This is a genomic window from SAR86 cluster bacterium (assembly GCA_023703615.1).
Lineage (GTDB): Bacteria > Pseudomonadota > Gammaproteobacteria > Magnimaribacterales > D2472 > MED-G85.
Map to the genome: position 1 here is coordinate 692,662 of CP097971.1, position 17,965 is coordinate 710,626.

Sequence of the window (17,965 nt, forward strand, 5' to 3'; positions counted from 1 at the left end):
CTAGAATTTTAAGTTGGGATTGATGATTACTTCATAGTCTTTTTTTAGATCTGACAAGTACCTATTAACCTCTTCATCCTTTTTTTTAATAAGATAGTCGTTTATAACTTTATTTTTTACTTGTTCATATGTTGGCTGAAAGCCTTTGGAATAACTTTCGATAAAAACCAGATGATATCCAAATTCTGATTTAATAGGTTCTGACCATTGCCTTAGAGATAAATAAAGAAATGATTCAAAAAATTCAGTACCAAAGTTTTTGATTATTTCATCTTTACTCGAAAAGCTAAATTCGTTGCCAATAATATAAGGATCGGAAATAATATTTATTTTTTTAGACTCTAAGGAAGCTTTTGCATCTAAAGCTCTTTTTATTGGATCTTTATTATCAGAAAAATAGTAATGCTTAAAAGAGTACAAATCATTAACGTAATAGACGTTCTTGTTAACATTGTAAAAATTTACTAAATCTTGATCAGAATATTTAATAGAATCTTTTTTTAAAAATGTAATTTTTTGAGCAAGTCTTCTTTTGATAATTCTGTCATCCTTGTCTAAATTTAATTTAATTGCTTCTCTATAGAGAATTTCTTCATCAATGAAGTTATTAATTATTTTTACAAGTTCAACATCACTAGGGTCTCTTCCTACTTGATTTTTCCAGGAACTTATTAAACTCAGAGCTTCTTGATCACTTATATAAATAACATTTGAATCGTCATCGGTATTAAAAATATAATCTAAAGCGAATAATAATAATCCGATTAAAAAGAAAATTGAAATTCTTGATTTCATTTTATTATTTTAATCAGATCTTAAGGATATTGATCCACCTAAAGGAATGATATTCAAGTCTTGAGCTCCAGGTATATACCAAATTGGAGAAGACCAAGCTCTCTCTTGAATTGTTTTATGCAAATCAGATCTGGGCTTATAGCCAGCCTTAATCGCATCCCATGTTGACCATCTACAAGTTGGATTTTCAAGCACTCTAACATAGTAGAAAGATTTAGCAGCAGGATCAAATTCCGGATCTTTCCATATAGTTTTGAGTTCTGCAGCTCCGACATCTGATGATATTTTACATGTGTTTATATCAACTCTAGCGCCATTGTCAGGACAACGATTTGTTACAGGATCTACATCTAAACCATCCGAACAAACAACATCAAAAACTTTTTCATATGGTGTTGCACTATTCATATCGATCCATCCCTTAACAATCTGAACTCTTTGAAGCGGCGCACCATTTTTATCTCTCTGTGCCCATACAAGGAAGTCAGGTGAATTATCATTACTATTCATTAAATCTGATCCCATTGGTACAGCTTTTTTATAAGCATTTGATATTAGTTCACTTGAATTTAAATCTATATCACTTAAGTTAAAACCACCAAAAAATCTTACAAGAATTCTTGATCCAGATGTTGCAAATGTTTCTTTATTTTTAAATGCCTTAAATATTGAATCTCTAGTATTTTCTTCAGCCCAAACAGCAGCTAATCCAGATGCGCCCCATTGATCAAATCCAACATCACTGTAAGTGCCCTGTTCCCTTTCAAGAAGAAGCAAAGGTTGATTAAACTCCTCCACAAATCCTTCCATCATTTCAATATTACTTTGAGACAAAGGAACGGTACCTCTTGTTTCTGGTGCGCCATCTAATAGACCAACTTTTGACCAGTAATTAGATTCATCAAATGCGCCAGCTCCAGTATGTGTATCAGTTGAACCAATCAAACCAAACTTATAAGGATTGCCTTGGTTGGTCCACTCTAATGACAATCCTCTTAAATATGCTTCTCGAACATATCCACCCTGAGGAATACTGTATGTTGGTGGTCTACTACCGACTCTTTTATCCATAATTTCAAAATCTGCCCATTCATCATCAGGAGATAATAAGGGATGAGCTTCTGAAGTACCCTTTACTTGAGTTACCTCGACCAAAGGTTCGTTTCTCATACGTTGTTGCGAATATTGTCTATTAATTGCATTACCCCCAAACGTTTCCATTTCAAACATATTTCCATTTGAGCCATTGCCATTATGGGGAATTGAGACAGAATCTACTCCTTTATCTCTCAAATCATCCATCCAATCCCAAAGATCTTCTGGATTAAGGGAATCAATTCTTGTCCAAGGTCTCAATGGTCCTTTTGATCCTTCAAAAATAACATTTCTGTGCAGATTTCCACCTTCAGTATCTGTAGAAGTTGTGAACTCATAACCCAAGAAAGTTGTAAAATTTCCTGGATCATTATGTTCCTCAGCTGATCTTGCTATATCTGCCCATGCTGACTTATGTATATCATAATCAAAAGATTGCAAGGCTAATTGGGTATTTGAAGATAGCCAGGCTCTGAAGACCTTGGGGTGCCACCAAGGATATGGATTAATAATCGATGCCCCAAGAACTGAACTAAATATATTTGTTCTTTCACCAAAAGATTCGACTGTTATATTCTCTGGTCTGTTTATATTATGGAAAGGTTTTGCAAAATCATTTTGAGAAATCTCTGTGGTTGTATCTGCATACGCTTGAATCATTCCCATATAAAAACCATGATCTGTTACCGAATAAAAATCAAGTGGTTCTTTTAATTTCATCTCATACCCTAGAGGATGATATATACCTTCGCCTTTTGCATAATTATATGCGTCATCAGGTGATGCAGTTACACCAAAAACATAAGCATCAAAAGAGTATTTTGTATGGACATGTAAGTCACCAAAATATGGATTTTTGTTAGGATTAGGTTGAGGCTTTGAATCATTTATTGGTTTATTATTTAATGAAAAATCTATTATTTCTTGTGATGATTCCCATTGAATATTTTTGATAAAATTCACAAATGGTCTTTTATTGTAAACATCCATATAAGCTGCAAGAAATACAACCAAGAAAAATACTATAACTAAAAAAAATAGATATTTAAAAGATTTTAAAAGTAGTTTCATTATGTTTCCCCAATTTCTATTTTATCATTTTAATTTAAAAAATTCTTTGAAATTTTAATTATCGTTTAAAATAAAAATAAACTTTGCGCCTGTAGCTCAGCTGGATAGAGTACTTGGCTTCGAACCAAGGGGTCGGGAGTTCGAATCTTCCCGGGCGCACCACTAAAAAAAATTACTTAATCAAAGAGTTATTATAGTTTTTTATGATTCCACCACCATTTATCCAATTATCGAAACCACCGATATTAAAAACATTTGAAAACCCTTTTATTTTTAGTCTTTCAGCGGCAATTCCAGATCTAATGCCAACTGCACAATAAATTAAAATATAAGTATCGCTATTAATATTAGTGTTAGATGTTTGAAGATTAATAAAAAAATTTTCTATACTTGATAAAGGTATATGAATGGCATTTTTAATAATCCCTGTCTCAATTAACTCAGACTCCTCTCTTACATCAACAATCAGATGTTCTTCATAATCTATTATCTTCTTAGCATCATTAAACGATAATATAGACAAAATTTTTAAATCTCCTTTAAAGATTTAACTTTATGCATGGTTGCAAAAAAGATACCAAAAAGAATCATGATACAACCTAAAAAAGCATAAACAGTGATAATTTCATTTAAAAATATATATCCCCATAATATTCCAAATAAAGGTAAAAAATATGCAACTGTAGAAGTTTTTACTGCACCAATATTATTTATTAAGTAAATATAGCCAAAGAACGCTAGACCAGTCGAAATTGAACCAAGCCATAAAGTTGACAAGATAGCATTATAACTTGGCATTGTTGTTGGTAATGTAACAAATGACAAAGGTGCTAATACTAAAGTACTAAATATTATTGACCATCCAACAATAACAAATATATTTACATTAGCTGACCTTTTTTGAATGAAGACATTAGAAAAAGCATATAAAGATGCAGCAACCAAACACATTAAGATTGATTGATTGGATATATTTGAATTATCTGGATTAACAACAACAACAACTCCACAAAAGCCAATGATTAGTCCAAAAATTTGAATTAATTTTATTTTTTCCTTTAACCATACATAAGCAATCAGCATAGTAATAAATGCTGTAGTTGAATTAAGAATAGCGAGCATATTTGAATCTGATTCAAGACTGGCATAAGAAAAAAGGGTAAAAGGTATTGCATTGTGTATACATCCGTATATGAGAGAATATTTCCATGTCGTTTTGAAAAGAGATAAATATTTTTTTTTGAGTAAAAAGGGTAAAAAAATAATACTAGCAAAAAATAACCTTAAATTTGTTGTTAAGAATGGTCCAAATTCTGGTGTAGCAATTTTCACGAACATGAATGCACTTCCCCATATAGCGCCAAGAAAAGTTAATAGAATCCAGTACTTTATTTTCATAATAAAAAACCCCCTAGATGGGGGTTTAAAACTATCTAAAAATCTTAATAAGTAAGACGTTAAATAGTCGAAAACTTACTATCTGCCTTGTGTCAAAAGGCATATCCTCCGTTTCCTGAATTAATGTTAATACTAATAGGACCACCTCCTTTTACAGGGTAATAATAAAACATTTATCAATCCCCTTAAAAAATTAATAAATGAGACACCCAACTAAATTATATACATACTTGGTTGGAAATAAAGAACTTTTAAAAGATAAATTTAAAAGGTAAATTCTAGTTGTTTGACAGGTTCTTGATAAACATTTGATTCAAAATCTGAGACATTAAGATTCTTCAAATACGAATCAAGATCATCAATGCTGTTATTAAAATATTTAAAGGCTAATGTTTTTTTTGTTGATGATTTATCAACAGATTGCTCTAAAGACTCTATTATAGAATTAGTTATATTAAGTTGTATTACGTTATTCATTTCGAAATATTACTGTATATTTATACAGTAGTCAAGAAAAACGTTATTTCTTACGCTTGAATAAGTGGCGGAAGGTGAGGGAATCGAACCCACGCGTCGTTGCCGACGACACCTTTCCAAGGTGCTGCATTACCGCTCTGCCAACCTTCCATACTAATATTATATATTTTTAATATTCAAATATGGGATAATATCCTAATGAGTGAAGAACTAAATAAAATGTACCAAAAAGCTCATCTTCAAAAAAGTTATGGGAGTACATCTGTTAAAAACCTACGATTATTGTTACCAAATATACATATCTTAAAACCTAATTCTGTAATTGATTTTGGCTGTGGTAAAGGAAATCTTTTAGATGAAATCTCAAAAAACTTTAAATTTAAAGATACTTTTAAGTATGATCCTGCTATTGACGAATTTAAAGTAAAACCAACTAAAAAATATGATTTACTAATAAATATTGATGTTTTAGAACATGTTCCAGAAAATGAGCTTCATGATTTACTTAGTGAAATGTCTCAGGTAGCAAATGATGCAATAATAATAATTGATACCGCGCCAGCAGAATTAATCTTGGCAGACGGAACAAATGCACATTGTACTCTTCATTCTAGAGAGTGGTGGGATGCAAAGTTAAGTGAGTATTTTGGACCGTTGTATAGGTTCCCCACTTTAAGGTCAACAAGAGTAGGATTTAAAACATGGAAAATTAAAAATCCACTCGATATTTTTATTTATGCTTTCTTAAGAACAAAATATACATTTGATCATTACATACAAAAAATATTTTAATGGCGAGCAATTAGTTTAATCGAAGGGCTGCCTGTTTTTAAAAATCTATTTTTACTTAATTTATTATTTCTAAAAAGAAGTTCAATAGATTGAATTGTAAAATAATATAGATGCTCAGGTGGCCTTATAAAATTAGTTTCAAACAGAGAGGACTTATCTTTTGGTAGACTTTTATGGTCTATGTCTGGAGTCGTAAGAAAAATAATACCTTTAGGTTTTAGTATTTTTTTTAATGATTTTGTGAAACTGACGGGGTCTTTTACGTGTTCAATAACCTCACTGCAATATATGAGATCATATTTTTTATCCTTATCTGCAATTTCTTCAATTGAATTTTGAAAAAAAGTACAATCAGGGAAGTCTTTTGAAGCTTTATCTATTGCTTCATTATCAACATCACTGCCACAAGCATTAAATTTCATTTGTCTTGCTGCTTCAACTGCATAGCCTTGATTACAACCAATATCAATAAAATCTCTACCTGATAAGAAAAACTTTAGAAAAAATAATCTAAATTTTGTTTTTCTTATTTTTGATTTAAATTTTTTATTGTATTGATCAGATTTATGATAATTATTATAGAAAAAATCTAATTCTTCATCTGAAGGTAAAGGATCAACAAATACTAAAGAGCAATCAAGACATCTATGTATTAAACAATTATTTTTAGAGCCTATATGCTTAGTATTTCGGCTTTTACAGACTTTGCAGCATACCATAAGTATTATTGATTATATTCTCTATGATTACTGAATATAAATTTTTTGTGCGAGGATCTCAATGGATTTATGTCTATACCCCCTCTTCTAAGAAATCTCCCGTAAACTTGAAGTTTTTTTGGATTGTATTTATTTTTTATATCATTAAAGATGTTTTCAATACATTCTTCATGGAATTCACCATTGTCCTTGTAAGAAGATAAGTAATCTTTTAGCCAGGAAATATCTATTTGAGCACTTGAATAAACATATACAGTTGCAAAATCTGGCTGAGATGTAACAGGACAGATTGATCTAAAAGATTTAAAACACAAAGTGCTGTTATATTTTGAATACTTAATACTAGATTTTTGTATATCTATAGATTTCGGTGGTTTATTAAATCTTTCTTTAAAATTTATCTTTACCTTTGAGCAAGTAATATTATTAAGATTTGTTTTAAGGCATTTAATGATTTCTTTTTTACTTTTGAATGATTGATCATGAAAGCTATTTAAATATAATTTCAAAGATTTAGATTCAACGGTTGCTTCAGACAAACAAGGTATTATTATTTCTAAAATGCTAGATTCTGGCTCACCTTTTTCATTCAAATAAAAAAATTCATAAGAATTCCAGATGTCTATGCCATATTTAATTGATGATTTTTTTCTTTCAATTCTATCAAGCTTTATTTTATTATTCCGATTGCTTTTTGAGGTATTCTTGCCTAAATATAATCTTGTCATTCTCTTATGCCTATTCCTTTTTTAAGTAAATATAAACACAAGCCACTTAGTATAATTATAAAAAAACAAATCATAAAAATAGAAAAGGAAATAGAAACGTCGCTGACTCCAAGCATACCCTCTCTAAATGTATTTACAACGTATAACATTGGATTTGCCATTGAGACTGATCTCCAAAAGTCTGGAAGAATATTAATGGAATAAAAGACACCACCTAAGTAAATTAATGGAGTTAATACGAATGTTGGTATAACTGATATATCATCAAAACTATCAGCATATATTGCATTTACAAAACCCATTAAAGAAAACAATACAGATGTAAGAAATAGAACCATTAAGGTTAAAAGTGGATTAGAAACATTAAAACTTGGATAAAAAATTAAACTAACTAAAAATACAATAAAACCAACAATACAACCTCTAGTTACTCCACCTAAAATAAATCCCAGTAGAATTGTCCATGATGGCATTGGAGATATTAATAATTCCTCAATTGATCTCTGAAACTTTACTGAATAAAAAGATGAAACGACATTTGCGTAAGAGTTTGTTATAACTGACATCATAATTAAACCAGGGATCATAAATTGTACATAATCAAAACCATCCATTGTTCCGATTCTAGGGCCAATCAAAGAACCAAATATTACAAAATATAACGACATTGTAACGGCTGGTGGAACTAAGGTTTGAATCCAAATTCTTAAGAATCGCCTTATTTCTTTTATAGTAAGTGTCCATAAGGCAACTGAATTTTTATAATCATTATTCATTTTATTTTTTAACCATATTAATAAATAATTCTTCCAAACGATTTGCTTCATTTCTCATAGATTTAACTTTAATGTTTAACTTAGTAAATTCATCAAAAAGGTCATTTATAGAGTTACTTTTATCAATTGCAGCAACAAGTGTTGAATTATCTAGTAACTTTAGAGGATATCCATCTATTTTAGGAATAGAATCCAAGGGCTCTTCTAGGTCAAAAACAAACCCTTGAACATTAAGTCTACCCAGTAAATCCTTCATGGTTGTATTTTCAACGATTTCACCATGATCAATAATTCCGATATTTCTGCAAAGTTGTTCCGCCTCTTCTAAATAATGAGTAGTTAAAATTATAGTTGTTCCATTTGCATTTATTTCTTTAAGAAACGACCACATCTCTCTGCGAAGCTCTATGTCTACACCAGCTGTCGGCTCATCTAAAATTAATAACTTAGGTTCATGAATTAAAGCTTTTGCTATCATTAACCTTCTTTTGTAGCCACCCGATAAAGTTCTTGCTTGATCATTTCTTTTGTCCCATAGTCCTAATCTTTTTAAAATTGATTCCGTTTTTGGATCAGCAATATATCTTGGTATTCCATAAAACCCTGCTTGGGTAATAACAATGTCAATTACTTTCTCAAATTGAGAAAAGTTTATTTCTTGTGATACAACACCAAGCATTTTTTTTGCTAATGCTTGATTGTCTTCTGGATCGATTCCAAAAATTTTTACGGTACCGTCTGTTTTTGTTACTAATGATCCTATAATGCCAATAGTTGAAGATTTTCCAGCCCCATTAGGACCAAGTAAGGCATAGAAATCTCCTTCTTCAACTTTGAGATCAATCCCTTTGAGAGCTTTTGTTCCTCCTGGATATGTTTTTTTTAAGTTGGTTAACTCTAGTGCGTTTACCATGATTTAATTTTTTTTATCTAAACCAATGACGAAGATACTTAAAATTATGCCTACTAATAACCCTATCCATGCGCTAAAGAAAGTTATGAATAAAGCTATTAAAAGCGCCGACGCCATTTCGGTTGTTTTTTTGGCTATTGATATAGCTATGTATGCACAAGCAAAACCAGTAAGGACTAAAGTTAACGACAAAGCCATTTGCATTAATGGTTTCATCAAGGTTATGACTGGCAGTACAAAATATAAAAAAGGTATTCCCATTAAATAGTATGATCCGAGGCCATCAAAAATAGAGGGCATTTCGCTTTTACCTTTTTTCCATCTTTCTGCTACCACAACATGAACACCAGTCCACAATGCTCCTTGTGTTGGAAAAAAAGGATTGATTAAAAGAGCTAAGAAATTTCTAATTGCAATCGATAAATGTGATCTAGTTTGGTTAATATCAAGGATTTCGTCTGATCGATTCTTTTGTGCATCCTTTAAAACTTCAGCAGCCGTGATTAAGTCTCCAAACAAAAGAGTATAACCAATGATTACAAGTGGCAAGGCTTCTAAAAACAAACTCAAGCTTGGTAGACCAATTACAAGTGGTGAAGTTCGATTAAATAATGAGACAACGTCAGGAACTTTAAATCCCCATTCAATATCAAATGTCACTTCATTCAATATGAAAGCAATAAATCCAGCAATTACAAAACCTGGTAATAAACCTAAAGAACTAATTTTTTTTAAGAAATTATATTTCGTGGTTAAATTTTTAAAAGGATCAGAAAATGTTGTAATAATACATAATGCTATAGCAACAGTCATTGAAATTGGTTGCAAAAGGTATTTGTCAAAATCTGTTACAAAAACTTGATAGAAAGCCGCCAATGCAGCACCTAAAATTATCCCAGATTTTAAACCATTTGGAATTATATTTACTAATTTTTTACCCCAACCTGTAATACCTAATACAAATAAAAGTATAGTAAATTCTATACACATTGCCGCCATAAACTGGAACGTTTCAATCCTATATACACCATCAAATTGGCCCTTTGTAGCAAAAGCTGCAATTACTATTGGTACTGCAGGTGTTACCCAACCAGGTGCCATAGGCTCACCAAAAAAAATTGGTCCAGCTCCAATCAAGAAACCTGCTACTAAACTTAATGCTACGCCCTCTTCAAAGGTTAAGCCCAAGCCCATAGCAATTGGAACTGCTGCAAATGCGGTTGAGCCAGAAATTACTAAACCCTGTAAAAATTCACCAGCTCTAAATTTAAAATGAACAAATGGTATTCTGAAAGTAAATAAACCCCATTTAATGCCTGTTTTTGTTATTGATGTATTCATTTCGATAACTCCGACATACCCTCTTCAAGCCCTTTAAGTGTAAGTGGATACATTCTTTTTTCTAATAAGTCCCTAAGTATACATATTGAAGAGGTGTAATCCCAATGATCATCTGGAACAGGATTTAACCAAGCCATATTTTCGAAGTGATCTGATAGTCTTTTTATCCATAAATGACCTGGTTCCTCATTCCAGTGTTCAATGCTTCCGCCAGCATTTGTAATTTCGTATGGCGCCATAGTAGCATCCCCAACAATGATAACTTTATAGTCAGATGTATATTTATTTATAAGATCATGAACTAAAAATCTTTCTTGAGATCTTCTGCGATTATCTTTCCATATTGATTCATATATACAATTATGAAAATAAAAATATTCTAAATATTTAAATTCTGTTTTAATAGCAGAAAATAGCTCTTCACATAATCGTATGTATGGATCCATCGATCCACCAACGTCAAACAACACAATAACTTTAACTGAGTTTGATCTTTCTGGAATCATGTGAATATCCAGATATCCTGCATTTTTAGCTGTAGACTTTATAGTGTTATCCATATCTAACTCTAAATCCCCTCCTTGTCTTGCAAATTTTCTTAATCTTCTTAATGCCATTTGTATGTCTCTTATTCCTATTACTATTGAATCATCAAGATTTGAATATTGTCTTTGTTCCCAAATTTTTACAGCTTTTTTTTGTCCGCCTGGTCCACCAACTCGAATACCTTCAGGATTTTGACCACCATGACCGAAAGGTGAAGTCCCGTTTGTTCCAACCCATTTATTCCCACCCTCATGACGGTCTTTTTGCTCATTTAATCTTTTTTTAAATTCATCTAATAATTTTTCTAACCCTCCTAATGATTTGATTTTTTTCAACTCTTCAGGATCTAATTCTTTTTCAAATGCTTTTCTTAACCAATCCTCTGGAATAAGTGCTTGAAATATATCTTCAAGTTTTTCAATTCCTTTAAAATATATATCGAATGCTTTATCAAACTTATCATAGTGTTTTTCATCTTTGACTAGAATTGCTCTGGAGAGAAAATAAAAATCGTCAATGTTTGCGTAAATCATATTTTTTTCAAGAGCACCTAATAAGTCTAAGAGTTCTCTTAATGTGCAAGGAACACCTGAAGAACGAATAGTTTGAAAAAGATTTATTAACACTATTTACTAGAAGTATCTCTTCTTGACATGAATGCAAGGCGTTCTAATAACTGAACATCTTGTTCATTTTTGAGTAATGCTCCATATAAAGGAGGAATAGCTTTTGAAGTATCAGCATTCTTTAAAATTTCATCTGGCATATCATCTGATAATAAAAGTTTTAACCAATCTATTAATTCTGATGTTGAAGGCTTCTTTTTGAGACCTGGAATCTTTCTTAAATCAAAAAATATTTCGAGCGATTCATTAACTAGTTTTTTCTTAATTTTAGGATAATGCACAGCAACAATTTTATTCATTGTTTCTCGGTCTGGAAATTGAATATAATGAAAAAAACATCTTCTCAAAAAGGCGTCAGGCAATTCTTTTTCATTATTTGATGTCATTATTATAAGAGGTCTATGTTTTGCCTTAATGGTTTCACCCGTTTCATAACAGTAAAATTCCATGCGATCTAACTCTTGAAGTAAATCATTCGGAAATTCAATATCAGCTTTATCAATTTCATCAATTAAAAGAACAACCTGTTTATCTGATGTAAAAGCCTCCCATAACTTACCTTTCTTTATATAATTTGCAATATCTTTAACTCTTTCGTCACCTAACTGAGAATCTCTAAGTCTGGTAACTGCATCGTATTCATATAAACCCTGTGATGCTTTTGTAGTTGATTTTATATGCCACTCTATAAGCTCCATATCTAAAGCTGCAGCAACCTCAATGGCTAAAAGTGTTTTGCCTGTTCCTGGTTCTCCTTTAATCAACAAAGGTCTTTCTAATGACATTGCAGCATTTACTGCCATGCTTAAGTCATCTGTTGATATATAATTTTTTGTACCTTTAAATTGCATTTAATATCCTTATTAAAAGTTTAGATTACTATTTTCTCTTCTGATTTTAGTATTCTAGTTAGTTGACGGCTTGAAGCAACTAAATTTTTATTTAAATCCCATATATTTCCATTTTGTTCAAAATAACCTTTGTTAATTTCAGATGCTTTAAAATCTGCAAAGAGTTTTTGTGTAGTTGGGATCTGTCGAATATGTGTTGTTAAAGTTATTGTTGGGACCCATCCTAATGGGCCGTATTTATTTGTTACTACAGGCGGTACAATATCAGAATAAAAAGATAAACAAAATTGATCAGGAATTCCACCATCCATCTCTAAAAAAGCTGAACATCTGGCCTCATTATTTTTTGAGTGTTCATTTCTGTTCCACCAAGCATGATCAGGATGGACCTCACAATTAAGTTGTTTAACAAAAGATGGAGTGAAACCTTTGGATATTTTGTCATAATTCATTGTTTGGTATTTATTGGATTCTACTGAATTAAAGATTTCTGGAAGTTCTGTAATAAGATCATTGATACCTTTCATATATTCAAAATCAGAACACGTTCCTATAAAAGTTGCACATATCTTATTATTTTGCATTAATTTAATGATGCCAGATGATGAGCCTTTGCTAAGTCTAAAAACTTCCCCTATTAGTTTTATTTCCTCAGTATCAATTCGATCAAGAAATTGAACAGATGAGCTGATTGCAACGCTATGGGGTAAAAGTGATGTTAGAGCCTTATGCATCAAAGCTGTGAGATAGCCGCCATGTGGTGTATTGCCTACAAAGTACCTACTATCTGGAATAATCGTAAATGAGGTATCATCAAAAATTTGAAGTTCGATAGCACTTTGAAATTGATCAAATTTATTCATGATTAAATGATTTTAGTTCATAATTAAAATTAATAAAATATTATGATTAATATGAATCCACTATTTGATATAGCTTGTAATTTTAGTAGTAGCAAATTTGATAAAGATTTAGATCAGGTTATAAGCAGAGCGTTAGAAAATAATGTTAAAAAATTTTTAATAACTTGTTCATCTATCGATGATATCGAAAAAGTTTATAACATTTATCATGAGCACAATGATAAAACATTTTTTACCATTGGCATTCATCCTCACAATGCAAAAGAGGTAAATAAAAAAACCATAGTAGTTATTGATGAATATATAAGAAAAATGAATCCTCATGCTATTGGTGAAATTGGCTTAGACTACTTTAGAAATTTCTCAAGCTATGAAGATCAATCTTTTGCATTTGAGGAGCAAATAAAATTATCAATTGAAAATGATTTGCCTTTATATCTTCACCAAAGAGATTCTCACAAAGATTTTATGAAAATTTTGCATAAATACTCCAAAAGTATTAATAAAGGTGTTGTTCATTGTTTTACCGGCACTAAATCTCAACTAAATGATTATTTGGACCTTGGATTAAATATTGGTTTAACTGGGTGGATATGCGATAAAAAAAGAAATCAAGAACTAAGAACAAGTATAAAAGATATTCCAATAGATAAATTAATGATTGAAACTGATTGTCCGTATTTGATTCCTAAAAATCTAACTATTAAAACTAAAAATAATAGAAATGAACCATGTTATTTAACTCATATTGCAAAAGAAATTTCCTATCTCATGGATATACCACTAGAAGAAATACATGCTAAAACATATAAAAATAGTATGGATTTTTTTAGCTAAAGAGATTTTTATCTAATTGATACTCTGAACAGACTGAGTCGTTATCTGAACCAATAATTTTTGCATTATGTTTAATTTTTAATGGAGTATTTGAAAATCTAGGAGAAGCGTTTGGTTGAATGAAATTATCAATCTCAATAAATGCATCCCTGGATGAATTATGAGGATGTTTTATTGCCTCATCCATATCTAGAACAGGACTAACACATGCATCTGTATTTTTAAAAATTTCCTCCCATTGATTTCTAGTTTTTGATTTTATTTTTTTTGAAATTATTTCTTTAAGTTCTTCCCATAATGCGCTATTCATACGATCATGGAATTTTTTATTATTAATTTCTAATTTAGTCAAAAAAATTTCATAGAACTCTTGCTCAAGGCAGCCAACAGCTATAAATTTATTGTCTGCACATTCATAAGTATCATAAAAATGTGCTGCCCCGTCTAACAAATTAGATTCTCTATCGTTTTTCCAATGATCCATTTGCTTTAACGAGTAGAAAAAAGACATCAATGAAAGACTTCCATCAACCATTGCTGAATCGATTATTTGACCTTCGCCAGTTTTTAAACGATTGATATATGCCGATAGTATTCCAACAGCAAGATACATACCACCACCACCATAATCTCCAATCAAATTCAAAGGAGCGATTGGATTTGAATCCCTTCTCCCGATAGAGTTTAAAACGCCAGCAATGCTTATGTAATTTATATCATGTCCTGCCGTTTTTGATAAAGGGCCTTTTTGACCCCAACCTGTCATACGTCCATATATAAGCTTTGGATTTATTTTTAGACATTCTTCAGGACCAATTCCTAACTTCTCCATTACGCCAGGTCTAAAACCTTCAAATACTACATCCATTTGTTGCATTAATTTTTTTATTTCTTCTACGACTTTAGGATTTTTAAGATCTGCTGTTATTGTCTTTTTAGACCTATTATGAACGTCTTTTACATTACCATATCCTTTTTGAGTATCCTTGCTAAGTCTAATAACATCAGCACCAAGATCAGCTAAGATCATTCCGCAAAAAGGTCCTGGACCAATACCAGAAAATTCTAAAACTTTTATTCCATCTAAAGGACCCATAATATTATTTAAACACTCTCAATCTATAAAGCATGGTAGGTAAAATAGTTAAAGAAGAAAGAAATGCAAGAACCATTGCTACGGCTGTAAAAACACCAAACAACCTTGTGGGAAAAAAGTTTGAAATAACTAGTATCGAAAAACCTGTAGCAATTGTGGCTGCAGTGTAAAAAATTGCTCTGCCAGAAGTGAGATGTGCATTTTTAAGTGATTCTAAAATATTTTTATTGTTAAGCTTCATTTCTTTTTTATATCTATACATATAATGAATAGAATTATCAACGGCCATACCAACACTAATTGCTGCAACAGTAATAGTCATTATATCCAATGGTAAAGATAATAATCCCAATAAGCCAATTACTGAGGAAGCTACAAATAAGTTTGGTATTAAGCCAATTAACATAATTTTAATAGATTTAAAAATTAATAAAAACATGAGTGCTATTACACTAAAAACTAAGCCCAATGACCCAATTTGGGATTGAAAAAGCGACTGAAGCATATTGTTATATAAAACAGCAAGGCCTGTTATTTCATACTGATCTTTTTTAAGATTAAATTTTGATTGTAAATCACTATCAATTTTTTTTAATAACTCATTTCTATTTAGGGCTTCATAGGATTCGTTAACTCTAGTGGAAATTCTAACGATAGAATCATCCTCATTTATATATGAATACAATAAAGATTCTCTTATGTCCTCTGGCAATACTGATCGAAGCAATGCTAGCTCAAGATCATTAAGATCCTTATTGTCATTTATTTCTCTTGCTAATTTTATACCACTTGCAACACTAAGAACTTTACCAATTTCTGGTAAAGAATCTAAATAATCATGAATTTCTTCTAACTGTTGTAACGAATATATGTTCCACCAATATCCAGATGCACTACTCGAGTCATCATCAAAAAGGTCTTCTTCAAAAAAATCGTCAAACGATTCATCTATTTGAATTTCATCTTCTTTAGGTTGATTAATAATAATATCAAGGGTAGCGGTTCCTCCTAAATTATTATCTATTTCTAACATACCTTGATATATTTCTGTATCACTATCAAAGTAATCGATAAATCTATTTTCTACATCAACTTTACTTGCACCGAACACAAATATTATGAAGGTAGATATAAATACCATTGCTACAAAAGAAGGATAATTTTTAGTTAAAGCAAATAATTTATTTGTAATTAGATGAAGTGATAATTTGTCAGATGTTTTAGGATTAGAAATTAGTGCTAAAGAGGATGGTAAAAATGAAAATGTTGAAATGAAAGCAATTGAGATTCCAAATGCCATCATTTTCCCAAATTCAATCACTGGTTTAATGTCACCCATTAATAAAGACAAAAATGCAACCGCAGTAGTGATGGCAGCAAAAAAACATGGCGTAATCATTTCTTTCATGGCATTTACTAAAACATCATTAAAATTTGGATTGTCTTTTTTTAATTCATTAATTTTTACTAAAACATGTACAGTCAAGGAAATAGTTAGAATCAACAAAAGAGCTATAAAATTTGATGAAACAACACTTATTTTCCAATTCATAAAACCAAGAAAACCTGAGGTTACAAACACAGTTAAAAAAGCATTTAATATTGGAAAAACAACAAACCAAATATTTCCAAAAAACATATATAGCATAATTGCAAAAATCAAGGCTACGCAACTTCCAAACAGAACTAGATCACTTTTAATAAATTCCATCATATCGGTGGCTATCATTGAAGGTCCACCAAGGTATATAGCTGCCGTATTTTTATACTTGTCTAAAACATCTCTTATATTTTTTACTAGATTTGCATTAAAAGTTGTACTCTCTTCATTGATTTCACCTATTCTTTCATTGATTAAATCAAACTCAAATTGTTTTTCTTTTGTTTCTGTACTAGTTTTTAATTTAGATGAAGTTAAATAATCTAATATTTCATATCTTTTAGAAATCAGTTCATTATATTCATTATTAGCTTTGAGAGTAATTTGCATAGCTGTAATTAATCCATCATTACTTATAATTAATTCCTTATAAATAGGATTATTAATAATTTCATCTTTGGCAGCAGCTAGATCTATTCCTGGTGTTTGTATGTCTTTGAGATTATCTGCAACTTCTGTTAATCCTACTTTGGGTTGAAAAAAGATTGGTGCATCAAGCAGTGATAATACAGAATCAACACCGTCAAGATTTTTAAGATCGGACTGAAGGCTTTTTAAAAGATCAATTGAAGATTGAGAAAAAAGATCCTCTTTAGGCTCTATTGTAATTATTAAAAAACTTGAATCACCAAATTCTTCTTCTGTTTCTTGATAAACTTTAAAGGATTCATCTCCCTCAAGAATTAAAGCATCAGATGAAGCATCAAGTTTAAAGTTTTTAATGCCAAAAAAGCTTATTAATATAAATAAAAAAGTGAAGAATAAAATATATAAAGGTTTCTTGACGACAAAATTAAAATAGCTCTCAGTATATTTCATTTTAGTTTACGCATTGTGGAGAATCTTGAACATCTTGGTTTAATTTGTATTCTTCTATATCAAATATGTGCAGAGATAAGGCATGAATTTGATTCATGATATTCTTTAAAGTGTCATAAACAGCCTTATGTCTTTTTACTAACGCAAGATTTGTAAAATCATTACTGACAAGAATTACTTTGAAATGAGTCTCTGAATCTTTTGGAACATTATGCATATAGCTCTCATTTGTAATCTCCAATAGATGAATATTAAAAGAAGACTCTAATAAAGATTTAATAATTTTTTGTTTTGATGGTTTGCTCATTTAAGAATTATTATTATCCTATAAGTAGAATCGTAACAAAAGTTTATTTAGCCATCGTGGCTTGGTGAATTATTAAATGAATTAATTAAATTTATTATCTCTTCCCAGTCTTTCCAATTTTTAATATCTTGAGATGCTGCATATTCTGCAGCTCGGAGCATTGCAATTGTCTCAGCCTCTTCTCCATACTGTGATATAAGATTTCTGGCAATTTCATTAAGTTGCTTTGTCATTTTTTATTATTAATACATAAAT

At 30.6% G+C, this 17,965-nt stretch carries 19 protein-coding genes and 2 tRNA genes; 3 read left to right on the forward strand and 18 right to left on the reverse strand.

Going from position 1 to position 17,965, the window contains the following annotated elements; all coding sequences use genetic code 11:
• Together M9C80_03605 and M9C80_03610 are read right to left on the reverse strand one after the other, a co-directional pair.
• The gene (locus tag M9C80_03605) at positions 1-795 is read right to left on the reverse strand and encodes a peptidyl-prolyl cis-trans isomerase (protein URQ69036.1); all 795 of its coding nucleotides are present in this window, start codon (positions 793-795) and stop codon (positions 1-3) included.
• A gap of 9 nt (positions 796-804) precedes the next feature.
• Entirely contained in the window at positions 805-2,961 is a 2,157-nt protein-coding gene (locus M9C80_03610; protein ID URQ69037.1) for a DUF3604 domain-containing protein, read from the reverse strand.
• Between the two features lie 85 nt (positions 2,962-3,046).
• Between M9C80_03610 and M9C80_03615 the strand changes: the two genes are divergently transcribed.
• Positions 3,047-3,123: transfer RNA gene (locus M9C80_03615), tRNA-Arg, on the forward strand.
• Between the two features lie 10 nt (positions 3,124-3,133).
• On the opposite strand, the gene M9C80_03620 is transcribed toward M9C80_03615, so the two are convergent.
• From M9C80_03620 to M9C80_03635, 4 genes are all read right to left on the reverse strand, one after another.
• Entirely contained in the window at positions 3,134-3,484 is a 351-nt protein-coding gene (locus tag M9C80_03620; GenBank protein ID URQ69038.1) for a rhodanese-like domain-containing protein, read from the reverse strand.
• 5 nt (positions 3,485-3,489) lie between these two features.
• A complete protein-coding gene (locus M9C80_03625; protein ID URQ69039.1) occupies positions 3,490-4,359 on the reverse strand; it encodes a DMT family transporter in 870 nt (289 codons plus the stop codon).
• 264 nt (positions 4,360-4,623) lie between these two features.
• The gene (locus M9C80_03630; protein URQ69040.1) at positions 4,624-4,836 is read right to left on the reverse strand and encodes a hypothetical protein; all 213 of its coding nucleotides are present in this window, start codon (positions 4,834-4,836) and stop codon (positions 4,624-4,626) included.
• A gap of 65 nt (positions 4,837-4,901) precedes the next feature.
• Positions 4,902-4,986 (reverse strand) — tRNA-Ser (locus tag M9C80_03635).
• 48 nt (positions 4,987-5,034) lie between these two features.
• Between M9C80_03635 and M9C80_03640 the strand changes: the two genes are divergently transcribed.
• Positions 5,035-5,628, forward strand: coding sequence for a class I SAM-dependent methyltransferase (locus tag M9C80_03640; protein ID URQ69041.1), 594 nt, complete (start codon positions 5,035-5,037; stop codon positions 5,626-5,628).
• Here the strand turns inward: M9C80_03640 and M9C80_03645 are convergent.
• The 8 genes from M9C80_03645 to M9C80_03680 are packed head-to-tail and all read right to left on the reverse strand — an operon-like array spanning position 5,625 to position 12,991.
• Positions 5,625-6,347, reverse strand: a complete 723-nt coding sequence (locus tag M9C80_03645; GenBank protein URQ69042.1) for a class I SAM-dependent methyltransferase — start codon at positions 6,345-6,347, stop codon at positions 5,625-5,627. The two genes, M9C80_03640 and M9C80_03645, sit on opposite strands and share 4 nt — an antisense overlap.
• Positions 6,348-6,352: 5 nt before the next feature.
• A complete protein-coding gene (locus M9C80_03650) occupies positions 6,353-7,075 on the reverse strand; it encodes a 7-cyano-7-deazaguanine reductase (protein URQ69043.1) in 723 nt (240 codons plus the stop codon).
• Positions 7,072-7,851, reverse strand: a complete 780-nt coding sequence (locus M9C80_03655) for an ABC transporter permease (protein URQ69044.1) — start codon at positions 7,849-7,851, stop codon at positions 7,072-7,074. Before M9C80_03655 ends, M9C80_03650 begins: the two co-directional genes overlap by 4 nt.
• Position 7,852: 1 nt before the next feature.
• On the reverse strand, positions 7,853-8,764 hold the full coding sequence (locus M9C80_03660) for an ABC transporter ATP-binding protein (protein URQ69045.1): 912 nt from the start codon (positions 8,762-8,764) through the stop codon (positions 7,853-7,855).
• Positions 8,765-8,767: 3 nt separating this feature from the next.
• Positions 8,768-10,105, reverse strand: coding sequence for a hypothetical protein (locus M9C80_03665; GenBank protein ID URQ69046.1), 1,338 nt, complete (start codon positions 10,103-10,105; stop codon positions 8,768-8,770).
• Positions 10,102-11,277, reverse strand: coding sequence for a VWA domain-containing protein (locus M9C80_03670; protein ID URQ69047.1), 1,176 nt, complete (start codon positions 11,275-11,277; stop codon positions 10,102-10,104). The genes M9C80_03665 and M9C80_03670 overlap by 4 nt, the downstream gene beginning before the upstream one ends.
• Positions 11,277-12,128 (reverse strand): MoxR family ATPase, encoded by an 852-nt coding sequence (locus tag M9C80_03675; protein URQ69048.1) that lies wholly within the window; start codon positions 12,126-12,128, stop codon positions 11,277-11,279. The genes M9C80_03670 and M9C80_03675 overlap by 1 nt, the downstream gene beginning before the upstream one ends.
• A 20-nt stretch (positions 12,129-12,148) precedes the next feature.
• Positions 12,149-12,991: a thioesterase family protein gene (locus M9C80_03680; GenBank protein URQ69049.1), complete on the reverse strand. Its 843-nt coding sequence runs from the start codon at positions 12,989-12,991 to the stop codon at positions 12,149-12,151.
• 42 nt (positions 12,992-13,033) lie between these two features.
• Between M9C80_03680 and M9C80_03685 the strand changes: the two genes are divergently transcribed.
• Entirely contained in the window at positions 13,034-13,828 is a 795-nt protein-coding gene (locus tag M9C80_03685) for a TatD family hydrolase (protein ID URQ69050.1), read from the forward strand.
• Here M9C80_03685 and M9C80_03690 read toward each other — a convergent pair.
• From M9C80_03690 to M9C80_03705, 4 genes are read right to left on the reverse strand one after another with little or no spacing between them, the layout of a single operon-like run.
• Positions 13,821-14,924 carry a CoA transferase gene (locus tag M9C80_03690; protein URQ69051.1) on the reverse strand — a complete coding sequence of 368 codons (1,104 nt, stop codon included), beginning with the start codon at positions 14,922-14,924 and terminating at the stop codon, positions 13,821-13,823. The genes M9C80_03685 and M9C80_03690 overlap by 8 nt on opposite strands.
• A gap of 4 nt (positions 14,925-14,928) precedes the next feature.
• A complete protein-coding gene (locus M9C80_03695) occupies positions 14,929-17,403 on the reverse strand; it encodes an MMPL family transporter (protein ID URQ69052.1) in 2,475 nt (824 codons plus the stop codon).
• Position 17,404: 1 nt separating this feature from the next.
• Positions 17,405-17,710, reverse strand: a complete 306-nt coding sequence (locus M9C80_03700) for a BolA family transcriptional regulator (protein URQ69053.1) — start codon at positions 17,708-17,710, stop codon at positions 17,405-17,407.
• A 47-nt stretch (positions 17,711-17,757) separates the two neighbouring features.
• Positions 17,758-17,943, reverse strand: a complete 186-nt coding sequence (locus M9C80_03705) for a hypothetical protein (GenBank protein URQ69054.1) — start codon at positions 17,941-17,943, stop codon at positions 17,758-17,760.
• Positions 17,944-17,965: the final 22 nt, after the last annotated feature.

What these genes read in the sequence shown, in the direction of transcription:
- M9C80_03705 (URQ69054.1), bottom strand. Translation starts at nt 17,943, where the DNA reads ATGACAAAGCAACTTAATGAAATTGCCAGAAATCTTATATCACAGTAT.
- M9C80_03640 (URQ69041.1), top strand. Translation starts at nt 5,035, where the DNA reads ATGAGTGAAGAACTAAATAAAATGTACCAAAAAGCTCATCTTCAAAAA.
- M9C80_03675 (URQ69048.1), bottom strand. Translation starts at nt 12,128, where the DNA reads ATGCAATTTAAAGGTACAAAAAATTATATATCAACAGATGACTTAAGC.
- M9C80_03695 (URQ69052.1), bottom strand. Translation starts at nt 17,403, where the DNA reads ATGAAATATACTGAGAGCTATTTTAATTTTGTCGTCAAGAAACCTTTA.
- M9C80_03645 (URQ69042.1), bottom strand. Translation starts at nt 6,347, where the DNA reads ATGGTATGCTGCAAAGTCTGTAAAAGCCGAAATACTAAGCATATAGGC.
- M9C80_03700 (URQ69053.1), bottom strand. Translation starts at nt 17,710, where the DNA reads ATGAGCAAACCATCAAAACAAAAAATTATTAAATCTTTATTAGAGTCT.
- M9C80_03650 (URQ69043.1), bottom strand. Translation starts at nt 7,075, where the DNA reads ATGACAAGATTATATTTAGGCAAGAATACCTCAAAAAGCAATCGGAAT.
- M9C80_03605 (URQ69036.1), bottom strand. Translation starts at nt 795, where the DNA reads ATGAAATCAAGAATTTCAATTTTCTTTTTAATCGGATTATTATTATTC.
- M9C80_03610 (URQ69037.1), bottom strand. Translation starts at nt 2,961, where the DNA reads ATGAAACTACTTTTAAAATCTTTTAAATATCTATTTTTTTTAGTTATA.
- M9C80_03690 (URQ69051.1), bottom strand. Translation starts at nt 14,924, where the DNA reads ATGGGTCCTTTAGATGGAATAAAAGTTTTAGAATTTTCTGGTATTGGT.
- M9C80_03655 (URQ69044.1), bottom strand. Translation starts at nt 7,851, where the DNA reads ATGAATAATGATTATAAAAATTCAGTTGCCTTATGGACACTTACTATA.
- M9C80_03685 (URQ69050.1), top strand. Translation starts at nt 13,034, where the DNA reads ATGATTAATATGAATCCACTATTTGATATAGCTTGTAATTTTAGTAGT.
- M9C80_03665 (URQ69046.1), bottom strand. Translation starts at nt 10,105, where the DNA reads ATGAATACATCAATAACAAAAACAGGCATTAAATGGGGTTTATTTACT.
- M9C80_03625 (URQ69039.1), bottom strand. Translation starts at nt 4,359, where the DNA reads ATGAAAATAAAGTACTGGATTCTATTAACTTTTCTTGGCGCTATATGG.
- M9C80_03660 (URQ69045.1), bottom strand. Translation starts at nt 8,764, where the DNA reads ATGGTAAACGCACTAGAGTTAACCAACTTAAAAAAAACATATCCAGGA.
- M9C80_03630 (URQ69040.1), bottom strand. Translation starts at nt 4,836, where the DNA reads ATGAATAACGTAATACAACTTAATATAACTAATTCTATAATAGAGTCT.
- M9C80_03680 (URQ69049.1), bottom strand. Translation starts at nt 12,991, where the DNA reads ATGAATAAATTTGATCAATTTCAAAGTGCTATCGAACTTCAAATTTTT.